Consider the following 17,045-nt stretch of genomic DNA (forward strand, 5'->3'; position numbering starts at 1 on the left):
ATTTGTTCTCGCACAAACAACTCTGCGGGAATCACAACCCACAAACCAGACGAACAGACGGCAGCAAGCTGCACCACCCTGACCGCTTCCTGCCATGCCCACAGGAGACATAACGCCGTGAACCCGTGCGGAAGGCATCCCTCGAGGTCAGGGCGCCGGCCGACCAGCGGCACCAGCACGCCCAACCGCAGCTCAGCCCGGCGTGCAAGACCCGTTTGGGGCTCGAACCACGCCACCAGGTGAACCCGAACACCTCACCAGAGCGGAGCACTGGCCGGCCGTGCTGTTCGACGGAATCCCGCCGCATCGCTGGGGACTCCGGCCGCTCGCTACCCCGGGCCGTGTCTCTACGGACTCCGGCCGTGTCGCTGGGGACGGGAACCATTGAGAAGTCGGGTGGACACCCCCGCAGGGCATGGCTAAGTTCGTTGCCGCTGTAGGTGGGTGAAATCCAAACCCTGCTGTGGCGGACTGGATACCGCGTTGGGGTGACGGAGTCCTTCCAGGTGGTGGATGCCACAGACTGGCCCGTGGACCTGTTTGAGGCGGGCGGATCAGAGGAGAAGGTCTGGCTGAACGATCCCAAGACTGGACGGCGGGCCCTGTTCAAGCCCAATGTGCGGCATGACAACGCCGAGCAGGCGGACCACTGGCTGGAGAAGTTCGCGTCCGAGCTGGCGCGCCTGATGGGCGTGCCGGCGGCCGATATCGATCTTGTTGTTCGGGATGGGCGCCGGGGATGCGTCTCCTACGATGTCAAGCCTTCCGATGGTTGGGAGCTGCAGCCGGGCTGGCTGCTGCTCGCCCATCTGCTTGGGAACCATGACCCGATGGATAGGCAGCACCAAGGGCACACCTTGCCGAACATTCGGGAAGTTTTGAAGGACTACGGCCAGCCGCCGGGGTTCGTAGGCCCCGCCGATCTGGGCGCGTTCGATGTCTTCGTTGGCTACTTGGTTCTCGACGGCTTGATCGCCAACCGCGACAGGCACCCGGCGAACTGGTCGGTGCTGCGCGGGCCGGGCGTTGGAGATCAGAGGCTGTCTCCTTCCTACGATCATGCGACGAGCCTCGGCTTCAGTCTCACAGACGAGGAGCGGACTCGGAAGTTGCGCGACGAGAGGGAATGGGAAGCATTCCTGCGGAGGGGCACGGCGCATCGGTTCGAAGGGTGTCGTCAGATTCCCCTGGTTGACTTCGCGTCGGAGGCGTTGGGGCTTCTTGGCCCAGGAGCTCGCGGATACTGGCTTGACCGGCTGGCGGCCTGCAATGAAGATCGCATTACGTGTCTGGCCGCGTCCATCCCCGAAATGTCGGAGGCCGCACGTAGGTTCGCAGTGGAGCTCGTGGACACTAACAGGAGGAGGTTGTTGGATGCCTAGTTCGACCCGGCGGACCATGTCCGCGCGTGCGGGTAGCACGATGGACGCGCCTCGACTGCTGGTCGCATGGCAAGACCCACGAAGCCGTTTGATCATGCCCGTTGGCGTCCTCGATCAGCTCACTGCAGGCTTCTCTTTCGCTTATTTGCAACGAGTTCTGGACATTCCCGGCTTCCGCCCCCTGCTGGGCTTCGAGGATCTAGAGCGCCGCTATGAGTCGGCCGAGCTGTTCCCGCTGTTCCGCCAGCGTCTCATGGATTCGCGCCGATCCGACTACCACCGTTACTTGACCATTCTGGGTTTGCCTGAAGGCGCTCCGGCCTTGGTCGTGTTGGGCAGGTCGGAAGGCCGCCGTGCGGGAGATTCGATCTTCCTGATGGCCGAACCCAAGGTCGACGACGAAGGCCGGACGTCCGCAAGCTTTTTCGTGCACGGCACGCGTTACAAGGCAGGAGCCGAATCCCGGATCTCGGCTCTTCACGAGGGCGAGCTGCTCGTCTTGAGGGACGATAAGCAGAATGCGGTTAATTCCCGTGCGCTCCTGGTAACGCATGGCGGAGACGAGCTCGGCTGGATTCCAGATCTCCTTCTTGGTTACGTCCATGTTGTTCGAGATGTCGGCGGCATGACAATTCGTGTAGCTAAGGTGAACAGAGGCGACGTTCCGCCTAACCTGCGTCTCAGGGTGCAACTCCAAGGCTCCGTACGGGAAGGCTATCTGCCATTTCGTGGCGAAGAGTGGGCTACGACCGCTTGATGGTCGACCCCAGCCGGCTGTTCGGTTTGTAGGCTGAGTGGGTTCTCTGATAGTCAGCCGGTCGGGTGGCGGATGCCGGTGGAGAGATCAGGCAGTTCCCCCGAGCGGGTGGGGAGGGCGAAATTCTCGTACGTGTTACTAGGGCTTGGATAATGCCGGGTTTCGATTTAGCCGGTCTCTACGGGTTTGATTAGTACCAGGTGGTGCCGGGGGTGCGGGAGTAGGAGTCCCAGGTGGTGCCGGCGGAACGGTTGGAGCTGACCGAGGAGAAAGTGGAGTTCGTCATTTCTTCGTCTCTTTCCTGAGTGCTGTGTATTTGTTCTCGCACAAACAACTCTGCGGGAATCACAACCCACAAACCAGACGAACAGACGGCAGCAAGCTGCACCACCCTGACCGCTTCCTGCCATGCTCGTACGCGAAAGGCGGCGCTAGCCGAGGGCCTGGTCGAGGTTGAATGCGGCGCTGATCAGCGACAGGTGGGTGAATGCCTGGGGGAAGTTGCCGAGTTGCTCCCCGGTGTGCCCGATCTGTTCGGCGTACAGGCCCAGGTGGTTGGCGTAGGTCAGCATCTTCTCGAAGGCCAGCCGGGCCTCGTCCACGCGCCCGGCGCGCGCCAGCGCTTCCACGTACCAGAACGAGCAGATCGAGAAGGTGCCTTCGATCCCCCGCAGGCCGTCCGGGCTCATGTCGGGGTCGTAGCGGTAGACCAGCGAGTCGGAGACCAGTTGCTCGCCGAGCGCGTCGAGGGTGGACAGCCATTTCGGGTCGGTGGGCGAGACGAACTTGGCCAACGGCATCATCAGCACGGATGCGTCGAGCACTTCGTCGTCGAAGTGCTGGACGAACGCACGGAGCCTGGGCGACCAGCCATCCCGCATGATCTGCCGGTAGATCGCGTCGCGGGCGCGCCGCCAGCGCGGTATCGCGGCGGGGAGCCCGCGATGGATGGCCACGCGCATGGCCCGTTCGATCGCCACCCAGCACATCAGCCGCGAGTACACGAAGTTCTTGCGCCCGCCGCGGGTCTCCCAGATCCCTTCGTCAGGCTTGTCCCAGTTCCGGCAGACCCAGTCCACCAGCGTGCAGACCTCGTCCCAGCGGTCGCTGGAGATTGGCTTGCCCCATTTGTCGTAGAGGTAGATGGAGTCGATGAGCGCTCCATAGATGTCGAGCTGAAGCTGCCCGACGGCCGCGTTCCCTACGCGTACGGGGGCGGATCCCTGGTAGCCCTCCAGGTGGCCGAGCTCGTGCTCGGGCAGCTCGGTGGCTCCGTCTATGCCGTACATGATCTGCAACGGCCCCGAGAACCCGTCGCCGCTGAGGGTGACATGCTCGGACAGGAAGCCCATGAAGGCCTCCGCCTCCTCGGTGAATCCGAGCCTGAGTAGCGCGTACACGCAGAAGGCCGCGTCACGGATCCATACGTAGCGGTAGTCCCAGTTGCGCTCGCCGCCGATCTGCTCTGGGAGGCTGGTCGTGGGCGCGGCGACGATCCCTCCGGTAGGGGCGTACGTCAGCAGCTTCAGCGTGAGCGCGGAGCGGTGCACTACTTCGCGCCACCGGCCTCGGTAGCGGGAGGCGGACAGCCAACGACGCCAGTACTTCACCGTGGCGGCGAACTCGTCTTCGGCCTCGGCGATCGCGCATGACCGTGCTGGCAGGTCACAGGCCCGGTCGAGCGCGAACACCGCCTGCTCGCCTTCGTGAAGCTTGAACTCGGAGCGCACATCCTGTCCGTCACAGTCGACCGGCACACTGCTGGTCAGAATCAGCGAGAGCTCCTCCGACTCGAAGATCGTCCTCCCGTCCTGTACGTGCGCGGTGTGCGGTTGGGTCGCGTAGCCGAACCGCGGCGCTACGAGGACCCGGAACGGCAGCGTTCCGCGCACGCACACCACCCGCCGGATCAGCCGGTGACGATCGATCTCGCGCGAGTCGTCCGCGATCGGCATGAAGTCCTGGATCTCGGCCACTCCGTCGGCGGCGAAGAACCGGGTGATCAGGACGTTGGTGTCGGGGAAGTAGAACTGCTTGGTCCTGGCCGGTACGTCGGCGGCCAGTTCGAATGACCCACCGCGGTCGGCGTCAAGGATGGAAGCGAACACGCTCGGGGCGTCGAAGCGCGGGCAGCAGTACCAGTCGATGGTGCCGTTCGTGCCCACGAGGGCGACGGTCCGAAGGTCGCCGATCAGCCCGTGATCGGCGATCGGCAGGTAGCCGGAGCCGTCGGATTGACAGAATCCTCCAGCCGCCATGGCACCCTCTCCCCGTCGACTCCCTCCCTCAAGCTATGCATTTGAGGCATTTGAAGAGGTATGCCCCACGCCAAGGAAGCACCACAATTCGCCCAGCAGGACACCCGAAAGCCGTCCAGCGACGGATCGCAGAGATCACGCGACTCAACAACGTCACGCTTCAAGTCCTGCCTTTCGAAGCAGGAGCGCATCCGGGCATGGACAGCGCCTTCACCATTCTCGGCTTTCCTGAGCGAGGAGACCCGAACGTCGTCTACGTCGAGTACCGCGCAGGCAGTCTCTATCTGGAGGACCCGGCAGAGGTAGATACTTATAACGTGATATTCGACCATCTACGCGCACGCGCACTTGGTCCCGACGAGTCGCTTGCGCTGATCGCGAAGGTGGTCAAGGACCTGGTCTGATCACCGTTCAACAAGAGAACAAGGGGTCCGTAGTGGACATTTCGCAGGTCAAATGGCGGAAGAGCACGCGAAGCAGCGGCCAGGGCGGCAATTGCGTGGAGGTCGGCCTGATCACCGATCCGCATGTCACCCCGAGTCAGACGGGCAGCGGAAAGCTTCTCCTCGTACGCGACTCCAAAGATCCCGACGGCCCTGTGCTGGCGTTCCCTTCCTATGAGTGGAACGCCTTCGTCCGTGGCGTCAAGGCCTCTGAGTTCGACTGAGTCCTGACGCTGCGAGGTGGGTGGGACGCACCTTGGGGCGGCGGTCGAAGGGGCGTGAAGTCCGCGCATACGACAAGAGCCGTACCCCGGCGCGATGGTCGGTGGTACGGCTCTTGTCGGCGAAAGTTACTTCGCGGCCTTCAGGTAGTCGCGGTTCATCTGGGCGATGACGTCCAGGGAGATGCCCTTGGGGCAGACGGCGGTGCATTCGCCGGTGTTGGTGCAGCCGCCGAAGCCTTCGAGGTCCATCTGTTCCACCATCGCGACGGCGCGGGAGTCGCGCTCGGGCTGGCCCTGCGGGAGCAGGCCCAGGTGAGTGATCTTCGCGGCGGTGAACAGCGAGGCAGAGCCGTTCGGGCAGGCGGCCACGCAGGCGCCGCACCCGATGCAGGTGGCGGCGTCGAACGCGTCGTCGGCGTCGTCCTTCTTCACCGGGACGCTGTGCGCGTCCGGAGCCGAGCCCGCGGGCACGGAGACGAAGCCGCCGGCCTGGATGATGCGGTCGAAGGAGCCACGGTCGACGACCAGGTCCTTGACCACGGGGAACGGCGCGGCCCGCCACGGCTCGATGGTGATCGTGGCGCCGTCCTCGAAGTGGCGCATGTGCAGCTGGCACGTCGTCGTGGCCCGCTGCTCGCCGTGGGCGACCCCGTTGATGACCATGCCGCACATGCCGCAGATGCCCTCGCGGCAGTCGTGGTCGAAGGCGACCGGGTCGTCACCCTCCAGGATGAGCCGCTCGTTCAGCACGTCGAGCATCTCCAGGAAGGACATGTCCGGCGACACGTCCTTAACCTGATAAGTCGTCATCCGTCCGCTGTCGGCGGGGCCGTTCTGCCGCCAGACCTTGAGCGTGAGGCTCATGCCCTGACGCTCCTCGTCCGCCGTGCGGACCGGGCTTACCGTCTTCTCCGACGCGCTCACTTGTAGCTCCGCTGGCTCATCTTGACGTACTGGTAGTCGAGCTCTTCCTTGTGCAGCACCGGGGCGCCCCCGGAGCCGTGCTCCCAGGCCGCGACGTACGCGAAGTTCTCGTCGTCGCGCAGCGCCTCCCCGTCCTCGGTCTGGGACTCGGCCCGGAAGTGACCGCCGCAGGACTCGGTGCGGTGGAGCGCGTCGAGGCACATGAGCTCGGCGAGGTCGAAGAAGTCCGCGACCCGCCCGGCCCGCTCCAGCGCCTGGTTGAGGCCTTCCTCGTCACCGGGCACCTTGACGTTGTTCCAGAACTCCTCGCGAAGCTCGGGGATGCGCGAAAGGGCCTTGCGCAGGCTCTCCTCGGTGCGCTCCATGCCGCAGTACTCCCACATGAGCTTGCCCAGCTCGCGGTGGTAGGAGTCGGCGGTACGGGTGCCGTCGACCGACAGAAGGCGTCCGATCTTGCCGGTGACCTGGCCGAGCGCCTCGTCGACGGCCCCCTGGTCGACCTCCCCGAAGGGCCCGTCGGCCAGGTAGTCGCCGATCGTGGTCGGCAGGACGAAGTACCCGTCGGCCAGCCCCTGCATCAGCGCGGAGGCGCCCAGGCGGTTGGCGCCGTGGTCGGAGAAGTTGGCCTCGCCGATCACGAACAGGCCGGGGATCGTCGACTGCAGGTCGTAGTCGACCCACAGGCCGCCCATCGTGTAGTGGACGGCCGGGTAGATGCGCATGGGCCGGGTGTAGGGGTCCTCGCCGGTGATGCGCTCGTACATCTCGAAGAGGTTGCCGTACTTCTCCTCGATGGCGTCCCTGCCGAGGCGGGCGATCGCGTCGGCGAAGTCCAGGTAGACGCCCAGACCGCCCGGCCCGACGCCACGCCCCTCGTCGCACACGTTCTTGGCGGCCCGGGAGGCGATGTCGCGCGGTACGAGGTTCCCGAAGGCGGGGTAGATCCGCTCCAGGTAGTAGTCGCGCTCGGCCTCGGGGATGTCGCCGGGGAGCCGGTCGTCGCCCTTGAGCAGCGGCACCCACACCCTGCCGTCGTTGCGCAGCGACTCCGACATCAGCGTCAGCTTCGACTGGTACTCGCCGCTGACCGGGATGCAGGTCGGGTGGATCTGCGTGTAGCAGGGGTTGCCGAAGTAGGCGCCGCGGCGGTGCGCCCGCCAGATCGCCGTGGTGTTGCAGCCCTTGGCGTTGGTGGACAGGAAGAACACGTTCCCGTACCCGCCGGTGGCCAGCACGACCGCGTCGGCGAGGTGCGTCTCGATCTCGCCGGTCACCAGGTCGCGGACGATGACGCCGCGCGCCCGTCCGTCACTGATGACCAGGTCGAGCATCTCGTGGCGGGTGTGCATCTCGACGGTCCCGGCCGCGATCTGGCGCTCCAGGGCCTGGTACGCGCCGAGCAGGAGCTGCTGGCCCGTCTGCCCGCGCGCGTAGAACGTACGGGAGACCTGCGCGCCGCCGAAGGAGCGGGTGTCGAGCAGGCCGCCGTACTCCCGGGCGAACGGCACGCCCTGGGCCACCGCCTGGTCGATGATGTTCACGCTCACCTGGGCGAGCCGGTAGACGTTCGACTCCCGGGCGCGGAAGTCGCCGCCCTTGACGGTGTCGTAGAAGAGCCGGTGGACCGAGTCACCGTCGCCGCGGTAGTTCTTGGCCGCGTTTATCCCGCCCTGCGCGGCGATCGAGTGCGCGCGCCTGGGCGAGTCCTGGTAGCAGAACGACTTGACCTTGTACCCCAGCTCGCCAAGCGTCGCCGCGGCCGATCCTCCGGCGAGGCCGGTGCCGACGACGATGACGTTGAGCTTGCGCTTGTTGGCGGGGTTGACCAGCCTGGCCGAGAAGCGGCGCTTGTCCCAGCGCTGCTCGATGGGCCCCTCGGGGGCCTTCGCGTCGCGAATGGGCTCGCCGATCGTGTAGTTCACTTCACTGCTCCGATCATCACGGCGACGGGGACGGCGACGAAGCCGAGGACGAGCACGGTGGAGAAGACGGCGGCGAAGGCGTTCAGGAAGCGGCGCCTGCGGCCGTTGGTCAGGCCGAGCGTCTGGAAGGCGCTCCACAGGCCGTGACGCAGGTGCAGTCCCACCATGACCAGCGCCACGATGTAGAACGCCGTCACCCACCAGCGCGAGAGCGCGAAGCCGGCCACGACGCGGTCGTACGGGGTGGCGTCGAAGCCCTTGGGGTTGACCGCCCCAAAGGTCAGGTCGAGCAGATGCCAGACCACGAAGAGCAGGATGATGACCCCGCCGTACCGCATGGTGCGGACGACGTATCCGCTGGCCTGCGACTTCCGCTTGGCGACGTACTTCACCGGCCGGGCCTTGGAGGCGCGGCGGGCCAGCGAGACGGCCGACCATATGTGGAGCACGACCGCGAGGGTCAGGACGACCTCGGTGAGGGTGAGCAGGCTGCGGGCGGGCACCGCGGGCTCGCCGACGGTACGCAGCCACTCCGCGTAGGAGTTGAAGGACTCGGCGCCAAGGAAGATCTTGAGGTTGCCCAGCATGTGCCCGATGAGGAAGAGCACCAGGACGGCGCCGGTCACCGCCATGACGGCCTTCTTGCCGTTGGACGACCAGAAGAGACCCCGGAACCGCGGGGACCTCCCCGGCGTTTTCGGGGGCGTGGCGCGGGGCGTCACCCTTGCGGTGGCCGCACCGCGTTCGATCGTCGATGTCACGTCTTCCGACGCTAGGTAAGGGATCCGTAAGCGTCCAAGTCATGAAGTGCCTGGTCCCGATAGCCAGAGGCTATGGCCCATGGCTCCGTACAGATGGCGCGCGGGCGCGGGCGCGCGGATGCGAGCAATCTCACAAGCTCCTCGCCCGCGGGGGACCGTCCGGAACGGCCCCGTACGCTGTGAGACGTGCAGCTACAGCAACTCGCCTCGTTCGTCGCTGTGGCCGAGACCTCGCACTTCACGCACGCGGCCGAGCGGATGCGGGTCGCCCAGCCGTCGCTGAGCAAGCAGATCAAGACCCTGGAGACCGAGCTGGGCGCGCCACTGTTCAGCCGCGCCCGGGGCAACGTGACCCTCACGCCCGCCGGCGAGGCGCTGCTCCCCCTCGCCCGCCGCATGCTCGCCGACGCCGACACGGCCCGCCGCGAGGTGGCGGAGCTGGCCGGGCTCCGCCGGGGGCGAGTGCGGCTCGGCGCCACGCCTTCCCTGTGCGCGGGACTGCTGGCCGAGGCGCTGGCCCGGTTCCACCGCGACTACCCCGGCATCGACCTGCTGGTGGAGGAGGGCGGGTCGCGCGACCTCGTCCGCGACCTGGCGCGGGGCCAGCTCGACCTGGCGCTGATCATCCTGCCCCTGCACAGCAGCGACCCTTCGCTGATCACCGAGGAGATCCTCCAGGAGAACCTCGTGGTCGCGTGCCCCGCCGCGACGCGGGGGCGCAAGCCGTACATCCGCATCGAGGAGCTGCGCGGGCGTCCGCTGGTGATGTTCCGCCGGGGGTACGACCTGCGCGAGGCGACGCTCAGCGCCTGCCGGCAGGCCGGGTTCGAGCCGCGCTTCGCCGTGGAGGGCGGCGAGATGGACGCCGTGCTGCGCTTCGTCGAGGCGGGGCTCGGGGTGGCGGTGGTGCCGTCGATGGTCCTCGACGGGCGGCCGGGCCTGGCGGGCACCCCACTCGCCCCCCCGGGGCTTCGCCGCACGATAGCTCTCGCTCACCGCAAGGACGTGGAACCTACCCGGGCGGCGCAGGCCTTCCGCGCTACGCTGCTTTCCTATCTGTCGGAAGCCGCCGAGGAGGGATCGTTGCCGCAGGGTGTCGGGTTGGCCTCGCCACCGGCCGAGTAGCCTTACCGGGTTACTCACCGGTAGGGCAGTGGCATTTCACATGGTTCATACCCCTAAGTCACGGTTTCGTACTTTCATGCGTCTGGACGACTTTCGCTATATGGTGCAGGGCAACAGCCAAGGTCAACCATCACTTCACAAGAGGCACCAGTGACCGCGCTCTCGCCCGGCATGCCGGAGGCGCCGACCGAGATGCAGACGATCCTCCTCATCGAGGACGACGCGGGTGACGCGTTTCTGGTGGAGGAGCTGCTGGCCTCGGCCCCGACTCCCCCCAAGATCATCTGGGCGCGCAGTCTCGCCGAGAGCCGCGACCGGCTGACCGCCGAGGTGCAGTGCGTGGTGGTCGACCTCTCGCTTCCCGACGCCACCGGCCTCGAAGCCCTGCGCCAGGTGCTCTCCATGGCTCCCAACACCGCCGTGCTGGTGCTCACAGGCCTCAACGACGCCCACGTGGGGGTCGAGGCCGTGGCCGCCGGCGCGCAGGACTACCTGGTCAAGCAGGACGTCGACGAGCGGCTGCTCGCCCGGGCCATCAGCTACGCCATCGAGCGCAAGCGCGCCGACCTCGCCCAGCGCAAGCTGGCCGACGCGCAGCACCTCAGCCGCGAGAACGCCCGTCTCGAACACGGCCTGCTGCCGGTCCCCATGCTGAAGAAGGAGCTGGAGAGGGAAGGCCTCCAGCACCAGGCCCGCTACCTGCCCGGACGCCGGCAGGCGCTCCTCGCGGGCGACTTCTGGGACACCGTCCAGACCCCCGACGGCGCCGTGCACGTGGTCATCGGCGACGTCTGCGGCCACGGCCCCGACGAGGCCGCCCTGGGCGTCGCCCTCCGCATCGCCTGGCGCACGCTGGTGCTGGCCGGCCACAAGGGCAACGAGCTCCTCGCGACCCTCGACAGGGTGCTGCGCAACGAACGCAAGTCGCCGGAAATCTTCACGACCATGTGCATGGTCGCGATCGATCCCGACCTCAGCCACGCCCAGCTCCACGTGGTGGGCCACCCGCCGCCCCTTTTCGTGCGGGGCGGGGTCCGCGGCGGCGTCCTCGACGTCGTGGCCGAGGCGCCCTCCGGCCCGCCGCTGGGCATCTTCAGCGACGTCGAGTGGACCACGATCGATCTGGAGCTCGGCGACGACTGGTCGATGCTCCTCTACACCGACGGGCTGATCGAGGCCACGGTGGGCGGCGGACCTGACCTGCTCGGCACCGAGGGGCTCATCACGCTCATCCGCGAGCAGGGAGAGATCGACCTCGACAGGATCATCACCGCCGTCCAAGAGATGCACAGGGACGCGCTCAGCGACGACCTCGCCGCCGTACTCGTCGGCAAGGGCCCGCTGTGACCGGCCCCTCGTGCACGCACGCCCGGCGCCGGCGGCGTGCTGCCCGGAGGTCGCCATGACGACCACCCATGCCCCGGTCGGAGGGGCGGCCGCACTCCTGACTCGGAGGCCACCGTGACCGACCTTCCCCCCCTGCCCCCGCCCGTGCCGCCCAGCGGCTTCGGACGGCTCCCCCTCGGACGATGGTTCCTGATCGCCGGGATGCTCGTCGCGCTCGCCTTCGTCGTCTGCACGGGCATGACCATCAAGACGATCAACGACATGCGCATCGCCCGCGAGTCGGTCGTCGACGTGATCGACCCGGCCGTCCTGCGCACCCTGGAGATCGCGACCTCCCTGTCCGCCCAGGAGAGCTCCGTCCGCACCTACGGGCGCACGAACGAGGATCAGTACCTCCAGGACTACAAGGCCGGCCTCGAGGCCGAGTCGGCCGCGACGACGAAGCTCGGCGCGCTGACGGCCCGCATGCCCGAGGGGACGGCCAGGGCCGACCTCGCGCGCCTGGTCGAGACCTCGGCCGCCTGGCGCCGCGACTACGCCGACGTCGTGATCGCCAAGGTGCCGGAGCTGAAGAAGCAGACCGCCACCACCTACGCCCAGGTCAACAACCAGCGCTTCACCGCCGTACGGGCGGCGCTCGCCGCGCAGCAGCAGAACCTCGGACGGTCGCACGACCGAGGCAGCGTCCGCATCGAAGCGGGCTGGCGCACCTTCTACGTGGTGCTGATCCTGCTGGCGGTCGTGGCGGTGGGCGCCGCGGTGACCTTCACGCTCATCGTCAGGTACATCGTGCTCCGGCCGATCTCCCAGCTCACCCAGCAGGTCAGAGCCGTGGCACTGGGTGACTTCGACCGCACCCTGCAGGTCGAGCGGCCCGCCGAGCTGGCGGAGCTGTCCGGCCGCGTCGACGCCATGCGCGGGCGCATCGTGCGCGAGTGGCGCCGCGCCGCCGAGGCCCAGCGCCAGCTGTCCGACCAGACCGCCGAGCTGCGCCGCTCCAACGCCGAGCTTGAGCAGTTCGCCTACGTCGCCAGCCACGACCTGCAGGAGCCGCTCCGCAAGGTCGCGAGCTTCACCCAGATGCTGGAGCAGAGGTACGGGCACCAGCTCGACGACCGCGCGAAGCAGTACGTCACCTTCGCGGTGGACGGCGCGAAGCGCATGCAGCTGCTGATCAACGACCTCCTCGATCTCTCCCGGGTCGGCCGTGTGGGCGGCGAGAAGGCCCCCACGGACGTACAGAAGGTGCTGGACATCGCGGTGGGGAACCTCTCAGCGCAGATCGAGGACACCGACGCCACCGTGACCCACGACGAGCTCCCCGGCGTCTTCGGCAACCGGGTGCTGCTGACCCAGCTCTTCCAGAACCTCATCGGCAACGCTCTGAAGTTCCGTTCCGGGGAGCCGCCCCGCGTCCACATCTCCGCCACGGAGCAGGGAGACATGTGGGAGTTCGCATGCGCGGATAACGGCATCGGTGTCGACAGCAAGTACGCTGACCGAATCTTCCTGATATTTCAGCGTCTGCACCCACGAGACGTGTACCCGGGCACAGGCATCGGCCTGGCGCTGTGCAGGAAGATCGTCGAATTTCACGGTGGGAAGATCTGGCTGGAAGACTCGGTCGCCGGCCAACCTGGCACGACATTCCGCTGGACCTTGCCCGCGATTCCTGGAGAACTGCATGGATGATTACCGCTTCATCGACGTCCTGCTCGTGGAGGACGACCCGGGAGACGTTCTGCTGACGCAGGAGGCGTTCGAGCACAACAAGGTCCAGAACACGCTGCACGTGGTCAGCGACGGCGAGCAGGCCATGGCCTTCCTGCGCCGTGAGGGCCAGTACGGCGAGGCGCCCCGGCCCGACCTGATCCTGCTCGACCTCAACCTGCCCCGCAAGGACGGCAGGGAGGTCCTGGAGGACATCAAGGCCGACGCCGACCTCAGGAGCATTCCCGTGGTCGTCCTCACGACCTCGGAGGCCGAAGAGGACATCCTGCGGAGCTATCATTTGCACGCGAACGCATACGTGGCCAAGCCGGTGGACTTCGACCAGTTCATCAGGGTGGTAAGGCAGATCGACGACTTCTTCGTATCGGTCGTCAAACTGCCAAGGACGGGTCAACGTTCCTGAGCCTGACTGTGACGTGACGGGAATCACACCAGGTCAGTCGAAAAAGTGAGTGACCCTTCTCACACAGAGGGATCCCGCCGTCGTAACGTAGGGCCCCACCGGCGCGCGCGACTGTGTGACCGGCGCGAAACCACAACGCGCGCGGCACCCAGCCAAATGTGAAAGCCCGGACCCCGCACCCATGAGGCGAGGGGGGTCCGCGGGAGGTGGAGAGTTCTCCGATGAGCCAGACAACGGCCGGCCGGCCGACCAGTGAACCGGCGCAGAGGAAGCAGCGGGCCCAGATCAAGGCCCGCACCCTGCGCACGGACCGATGGTGGTTGGCCCCTGCTATCACCTTCGCGGCGCTCGCGTCGTTCCTTGTGTACGGACTGTGGGCGATCTTCGACAAGAGCTACTTCGTCGAACCCTACATCGCCCCGTTCTCGTCACCCTGTCTCGCGACGTCCTGTCCCGAGGGCGCGCGGTTCCTCGGGCTCGCGCCCTTCGGCGACTGGTGGACGCTGCCGCCCGGCATCCTGATCCTCGGCCTGCCGGCCGGGTTCCGGTTCACCTGCTACTACTACCGCAAGGGCTACTACCGCGCCTTCTGGCTCTCGCCGCCGGCCTGTTCCGTGGCCGAGCCGCACAAGAAGTACACCGGTGAGACCCGCCTGCCGCTGATCCTGCAGAACGTCCACCGCTACTTCTTCTACGGCGCCATCCTCATCGCCGCGGTGCTGACCTGGGACGCGGTCCTCGCGCTGCGCGACGCGCACGGCAACTGGGGTCACTTCGGCCTCGGCACCGCCATCCTGTGGATCAACGTGGTGCTGATCTGGGCGTACACGCTGAGCTGCCACTCCTGCCGCCACATCACGGCCGGACGGCTCAACCACTTCTCCAAGCACCCCGTGCGCTACAAGGCGTGGACCTTCGTCTCGAAGCTCAATTCCCGGCACATGCTCCTGGCCTGGCTGTCCATGTACTCCGTCATGCTGGCGGACCTCTACGTGCGGCTCGTCGCCAAGGGCATCATCAACTTCCCGTTCGCTTAAGGATCACAGTGGAAATCGAGCGTCACGAATACGACGTCGTCGTCATCGGAGCGGGCGGCGCCGGACTCCGGGCGGCAATCGAGGCCCGGCAGCAGGGGAAGCGCACCGCCATCGTCTGCAAGTCCCTGTTCGGCAAGGCCCACACGGTCATGGCCGAAGGCGGGGCCGCCGCGGCCATGGGCAACGTCAATCCCGCCGACAACTGGATGGTGCACTTCCGTGACACCATGCGCGGCGGGAAGTTCCTCAACAACTGGCGGATGGCCGAGCTGCACGCCAAGGAGGCCCCGGACCGCGTCTGGGAGCTGGAGGCCTGGGGCGCGCTGTTCGACCGCACCAAGGACGGCAAGATCAGCCAGCGCAACTTCGGCGGCCACGAGTACCCGCGCCTCGCCCACGTCGGCGACCGCACGGGCCTGGAGCTGATCCGCACGCTCCAGCAGCGGGTCGTCGCCCTCCAGCAGGAGGACGAGAAGCTGCACGGCGACCCCGAGGCGTACATCAAGGTCTTCGCCGAGTGCACGATCACCCAGCTGCTGAAGGAGGCTCCGACCGAGGACGCCGCCATCAGCGGCGCCTTCGGCTACTGGCGCGAGACCGGCCGTCTCATCTGCTTCGACGCGCCCGCGATCGTCCTCGCCACCGGCGGCATCGGCAAGTCCTACACCGTGACCTCCAACTCCTGGGAGTACACCGGTGACGGGCACGCGCTCGCGCTGCTCGCCGGGGCGAAGCTGATCAACATGGAGTTCATCCAGTTCCACCCGACGGGCATGGTGTGGCCGCCGTCCGTGCGCGGCATCCTGGTCACCGAGTCCGTACGCGGTGACGGCGGGGTGCTGCGCAACTCCGAGGGCAAGCGGTTCATGTTCGACTACATCCCCGAGGTGTTCAAGGACAAGTACGCCACCACGGAGGAGGAGGGCGACCGCTGGTACAACGACCAGGCCAACAACCGCCGCCCTCCGGAGCTGCTGCCGCGTGACGAGGTCGCCCGGGCGATCAACTCCGAGGTGAAGGCCGGCCGCAACTCCCCGCACGGCGGCGTGTTCCTGGACGTGTCGAGCCGGCTTCCCGCCGCCGAGATCGTCAAGCGGCTGCCCTCGATGCACCACCAGTTCAAGGAGCTTGCCGACGTCGACATCACGGCCGAGCCCATGGAGGTCGGTCCGACCTGCCACTACATCATGGGCGGCGTGGAGGTGGACGCCGACACCGGCGCCTCGTCGGTGCCGGGCCTGTTCGCGGCCGGTGAGGTCTCGGGCGGCATGCACGGCTCCAACCGCCTCGGCGGCAACTCGCTCTCCGACCTGCTGGTGTTCGGCCGCCGCGCCGGCGCCGGGGCCGCGGAGTACGTCGACGGGCTCGCGGCCCGGCCGGTCACCGCGGAAGAGACGCTGAAGAACGCCGAGATCGAGGCCATGGCCCCCCTCTCGCGGACGGGCGGGGAGAACCCGTACGAGGTCCACCACGAGCTCCAGCGCACGATGAACGAGCTCGTCGGGATCATCCGCAAGGCCGAGGAGGTCAAGGAGGCCCTGGAGGTCGTCGAGAAGCTCAAGGAGCGGGCGGCCAACGCCGGGGCTCCGGGCGGGCGCATCTACAACCCGGGCTGGCACCTCGCCATCGACCTGCGCAACATGCTGCTCGTCTCCGAGTGCGTCGCCCGCGCGGCGCTGATCCGCGAGGAGAGCCGCGGCGGGCACACCCGCGACGACTTCCCGGGCATGTCGGCGGAGTGGCGGCGCAAGCTGCTGCTCTGCGGGGTCACCCCGGACGGCGAGGTCACGATCGAGGAGAAGCACCAGCCTCCCATGCGGGAGGACCTGATCACGTTGTTCGACCGGGCGGAGCTCAGCAAGTACGTCACAGCCGACGAGCTGGCGGACTACGACGCGCTCGTTAAGGAGTCCTGATGGGTTACAAGGCCAAGTTCCGCATCTGGCGCGGCGAAGGCGGCGAGGGCAGGCTGGAGGACTTCGTCGTCGAGGTGAACGAGGGCGAGGTCGTCCTCGACGCCATCCACAGGCTGCAGGCCACCCAGACCCCCGACCTCGCGGTCCGGTGGAACTGCAAGGCCGGCAAGTGCGGCTCCTGTTCGATGGAGATCAACGGCAAGCCCCGGCTCGGCTGCATGACGCGCATGTCGACGTTCGAGGAGGACGAGACGATCACCGTGACCCCGATGCGGACTTTCCCCGTCATCAAGGACCTGGTCACGGACGTGTCGTTCAACTACCAGAAGGCCAGGGAGATCCCGTCCTTCACCCCGCCGGACAACGTCAAGCCCGGCGAGTACCGCATGCAGCAGATCGACGTCGAGCGGTCCCAGGAGTTCCGCAAGTGCATCGAGTGCTTCATGTGCAACAACGTCTGCCACGTGATCCGCGACCACGAGGAGAACAAGGCGGCCTTCGCCGGCCCCCGCTTCCTCATGCGCATCGCCGAGCTGGACATGCACCCGTACGACGTGGCCGACCGCAAGGACTCCGCGCAGGAGGAGCACGGTCTCGGCTACTGCAACATCACCAAGTGCTGCACCGAGGTCTGTCCCGAGCACATCAAGATCACTGACAACGCGCTGATCCCAATGAAGGAGCGCGTCGTCGACCGGAAGTACGACCCGCTGGTCTGGCTCGGCAACAAGATCTTCAAGCGGTCGAGCTCGTCTGGCTCCAAGGCGGGTTAGACCCGGCCGTACGTGGCGACGGGCCGCCGACCGTGACGGTCG

General features: G+C 67.0%; 16 protein-coding genes. 11 read left to right on the forward strand and 5 right to left on the reverse strand.

What is annotated here, in order from left to right; genetic code table 11:
* A partial coding sequence (locus AB0O34_RS32655) for a hypothetical protein (protein WP_363922096.1) occupies nucleotides 1-236 on the reverse strand: 236 nt, incomplete at its 3' end.
* A 252-nt stretch (nucleotides 237-488) separates the two neighbouring features.
* Between AB0O34_RS32655 and AB0O34_RS32660 the strand changes: the two genes are divergently transcribed.
* Together AB0O34_RS32660 and AB0O34_RS32665 are read left to right on the forward strand one after the other, a co-directional pair.
* Nucleotides 489-1,382, forward strand: a complete 894-nt coding sequence (locus tag AB0O34_RS32660) for a HipA domain-containing protein (protein WP_363922098.1) — start codon at nucleotides 489-491, stop codon at nucleotides 1,380-1,382.
* 94 nt (nucleotides 1,383-1,476) lie between these two features.
* Entirely contained in the window at nucleotides 1,477-2,139 is a 663-nt protein-coding gene (locus tag AB0O34_RS32665) for a hypothetical protein (RefSeq protein WP_363922100.1), read from the forward strand.
* Between the two features lie 431 nt (nucleotides 2,140-2,570).
* Here AB0O34_RS32665 and AB0O34_RS32670 read toward each other — a convergent pair whose 3' ends face one another.
* Nucleotides 2,571-4,397 carry a glycoside hydrolase family 15 protein gene (locus AB0O34_RS32670; protein WP_363922102.1) on the reverse strand — a complete coding sequence of 609 codons (1,827 nt, stop codon included), beginning with the start codon at nucleotides 4,395-4,397 and terminating at the stop codon, nucleotides 2,571-2,573.
* Nucleotides 4,398-4,432: 35 nt separating this feature from the next.
* Here AB0O34_RS32670 and AB0O34_RS32675 point away from each other — a divergent pair, with 35 nt between their 5' ends.
* Both AB0O34_RS32675 and AB0O34_RS32680 read left to right on the forward strand, forming a co-directional pair.
* Entirely contained in the window at nucleotides 4,433-4,801 is a 369-nt protein-coding gene (locus tag AB0O34_RS32675; RefSeq protein WP_363922104.1) for a DUF5753 domain-containing protein, read from the forward strand.
* Nucleotides 4,802-4,833: 32 nt separating this feature from the next.
* Nucleotides 4,834-5,064: a DUF397 domain-containing protein gene (locus AB0O34_RS32680; RefSeq protein WP_363922106.1), complete on the forward strand. Its 231-nt coding sequence runs from the start codon at nucleotides 4,834-4,836 to the stop codon at nucleotides 5,062-5,064.
* A 126-nt stretch (nucleotides 5,065-5,190) separates the two neighbouring features.
* On the opposite strand, the gene AB0O34_RS32685 is transcribed toward AB0O34_RS32680, so the two are convergent.
* The 3 genes from AB0O34_RS32685 to AB0O34_RS32695 are packed head-to-tail and all read right to left on the reverse strand — an operon-like array spanning nucleotide 5,191 to nucleotide 8,542.
* A complete protein-coding gene (locus tag AB0O34_RS32685; protein WP_363922126.1) occupies nucleotides 5,191-5,928 on the reverse strand; it encodes a succinate dehydrogenase/fumarate reductase iron-sulfur subunit in 738 nt (245 codons plus the stop codon).
* 56 nt (nucleotides 5,929-5,984) lie between these two features.
* Nucleotides 5,985-7,910: a fumarate reductase/succinate dehydrogenase flavoprotein subunit gene (locus AB0O34_RS32690; RefSeq protein WP_363922108.1), complete on the reverse strand. Its 1,926-nt coding sequence runs from the start codon at nucleotides 7,908-7,910 to the stop codon at nucleotides 5,985-5,987.
* Entirely contained in the window at nucleotides 7,907-8,542 is a 636-nt protein-coding gene (locus AB0O34_RS32695; RefSeq protein WP_363922110.1) for a succinate dehydrogenase cytochrome b subunit, read from the reverse strand. The genes AB0O34_RS32690 and AB0O34_RS32695 overlap by 4 nt, the downstream gene beginning before the upstream one ends.
* A gap of 315 nt (nucleotides 8,543-8,857) precedes the next feature.
* On the opposite strand from AB0O34_RS32695, the gene AB0O34_RS32700 reads away from it, so the two are divergent.
* The 7 genes from AB0O34_RS32700 to AB0O34_RS32730 all read left to right on the forward strand — a co-directional run bounded on the left by AB0O34_RS32700 (nucleotide 8,858) and on the right by AB0O34_RS32730 (nucleotide 17,003).
* Complete coding sequence (locus tag AB0O34_RS32700; protein WP_363922112.1) at nucleotides 8,858-9,796, forward strand: LysR substrate-binding domain-containing protein; 939 nt, start codon at nucleotides 8,858-8,860, stop codon at nucleotides 9,794-9,796.
* A gap of 150 nt (nucleotides 9,797-9,946) precedes the next feature.
* Nucleotides 9,947-11,143 (forward strand): SpoIIE family protein phosphatase, encoded by a 1,197-nt coding sequence (locus AB0O34_RS32705; RefSeq protein WP_363922114.1) that lies wholly within the window; start codon nucleotides 9,947-9,949, stop codon nucleotides 11,141-11,143.
* 114 nt (nucleotides 11,144-11,257) lie between these two features.
* The gene (locus AB0O34_RS32710; protein ID WP_363922116.1) at nucleotides 11,258-12,835 is read left to right on the forward strand and encodes an ATP-binding protein; all 1,578 of its coding nucleotides are present in this window, start codon (nucleotides 11,258-11,260) and stop codon (nucleotides 12,833-12,835) included.
* Nucleotides 12,828-13,277 carry a response regulator gene (locus AB0O34_RS32715; RefSeq protein WP_363922118.1) on the forward strand — a complete coding sequence of 150 codons (450 nt, stop codon included), beginning with the start codon at nucleotides 12,828-12,830 and terminating at the stop codon, nucleotides 13,275-13,277. The genes AB0O34_RS32710 and AB0O34_RS32715 overlap by 8 nt, the downstream gene beginning before the upstream one ends.
* Nucleotides 13,278-13,498: 221 nt before the next feature.
* Nucleotides 13,499-14,314, forward strand: coding sequence for a hypothetical protein (locus AB0O34_RS32720; RefSeq protein ID WP_363922120.1), 816 nt, complete (start codon nucleotides 13,499-13,501; stop codon nucleotides 14,312-14,314).
* An 8-nt stretch (nucleotides 14,315-14,322) separates the two neighbouring features.
* A complete protein-coding gene (locus AB0O34_RS32725; protein ID WP_363922122.1) occupies nucleotides 14,323-16,230 on the forward strand; it encodes a fumarate reductase/succinate dehydrogenase flavoprotein subunit in 1,908 nt (635 codons plus the stop codon).
* Nucleotides 16,230-17,003, forward strand: a complete 774-nt coding sequence (locus tag AB0O34_RS32730) for a succinate dehydrogenase/fumarate reductase iron-sulfur subunit (RefSeq protein WP_363922124.1) — start codon at nucleotides 16,230-16,232, stop codon at nucleotides 17,001-17,003. The genes AB0O34_RS32725 and AB0O34_RS32730 overlap by 1 nt, the downstream gene beginning before the upstream one ends.
* Nucleotides 17,004-17,045 lie beyond the last annotated feature (42 nt).

The organism is Sphaerisporangium sp. NPDC088356, from assembly GCF_040685555.1.
GTDB lineage: Bacteria > Actinomycetota > Actinomycetes > Streptosporangiales > Streptosporangiaceae > Sphaerisporangium.

Coding starts and splice junctions, on each gene's coding strand:
- AB0O34_RS32670 (WP_363922102.1), bottom strand. CDS start 4,397: ATGGCGGCTGGAGGATTCTGTCAATCCGACGGCTCCGGCTACCTGCCG.
- AB0O34_RS32665 (WP_363922100.1), top strand. CDS start 1,477: ATGCCCGTTGGCGTCCTCGATCAGCTCACTGCAGGCTTCTCTTTCGCT.
- AB0O34_RS32730 (WP_363922124.1), top strand. CDS start 16,230: ATGGGTTACAAGGCCAAGTTCCGCATCTGGCGCGGCGAAGGCGGCGAG.
- AB0O34_RS32675 (WP_363922104.1), top strand. CDS start 4,433: ATGCATTTGAGGCATTTGAAGAGGTATGCCCCACGCCAAGGAAGCACC.
- AB0O34_RS32720 (WP_363922120.1), top strand. CDS start 13,499: ATGAGCCAGACAACGGCCGGCCGGCCGACCAGTGAACCGGCGCAGAGG.
- AB0O34_RS32715 (WP_363922118.1), top strand. CDS start 12,828: ATGGATGATTACCGCTTCATCGACGTCCTGCTCGTGGAGGACGACCCG.
- AB0O34_RS32695 (WP_363922110.1), bottom strand. CDS start 8,542: ATGGCGGTGACCGGCGCCGTCCTGGTGCTCTTCCTCATCGGGCACATG.
- AB0O34_RS32685 (WP_363922126.1), bottom strand. CDS start 5,928: ATGAGCCTCACGCTCAAGGTCTGGCGGCAGAACGGCCCCGCCGACAGC.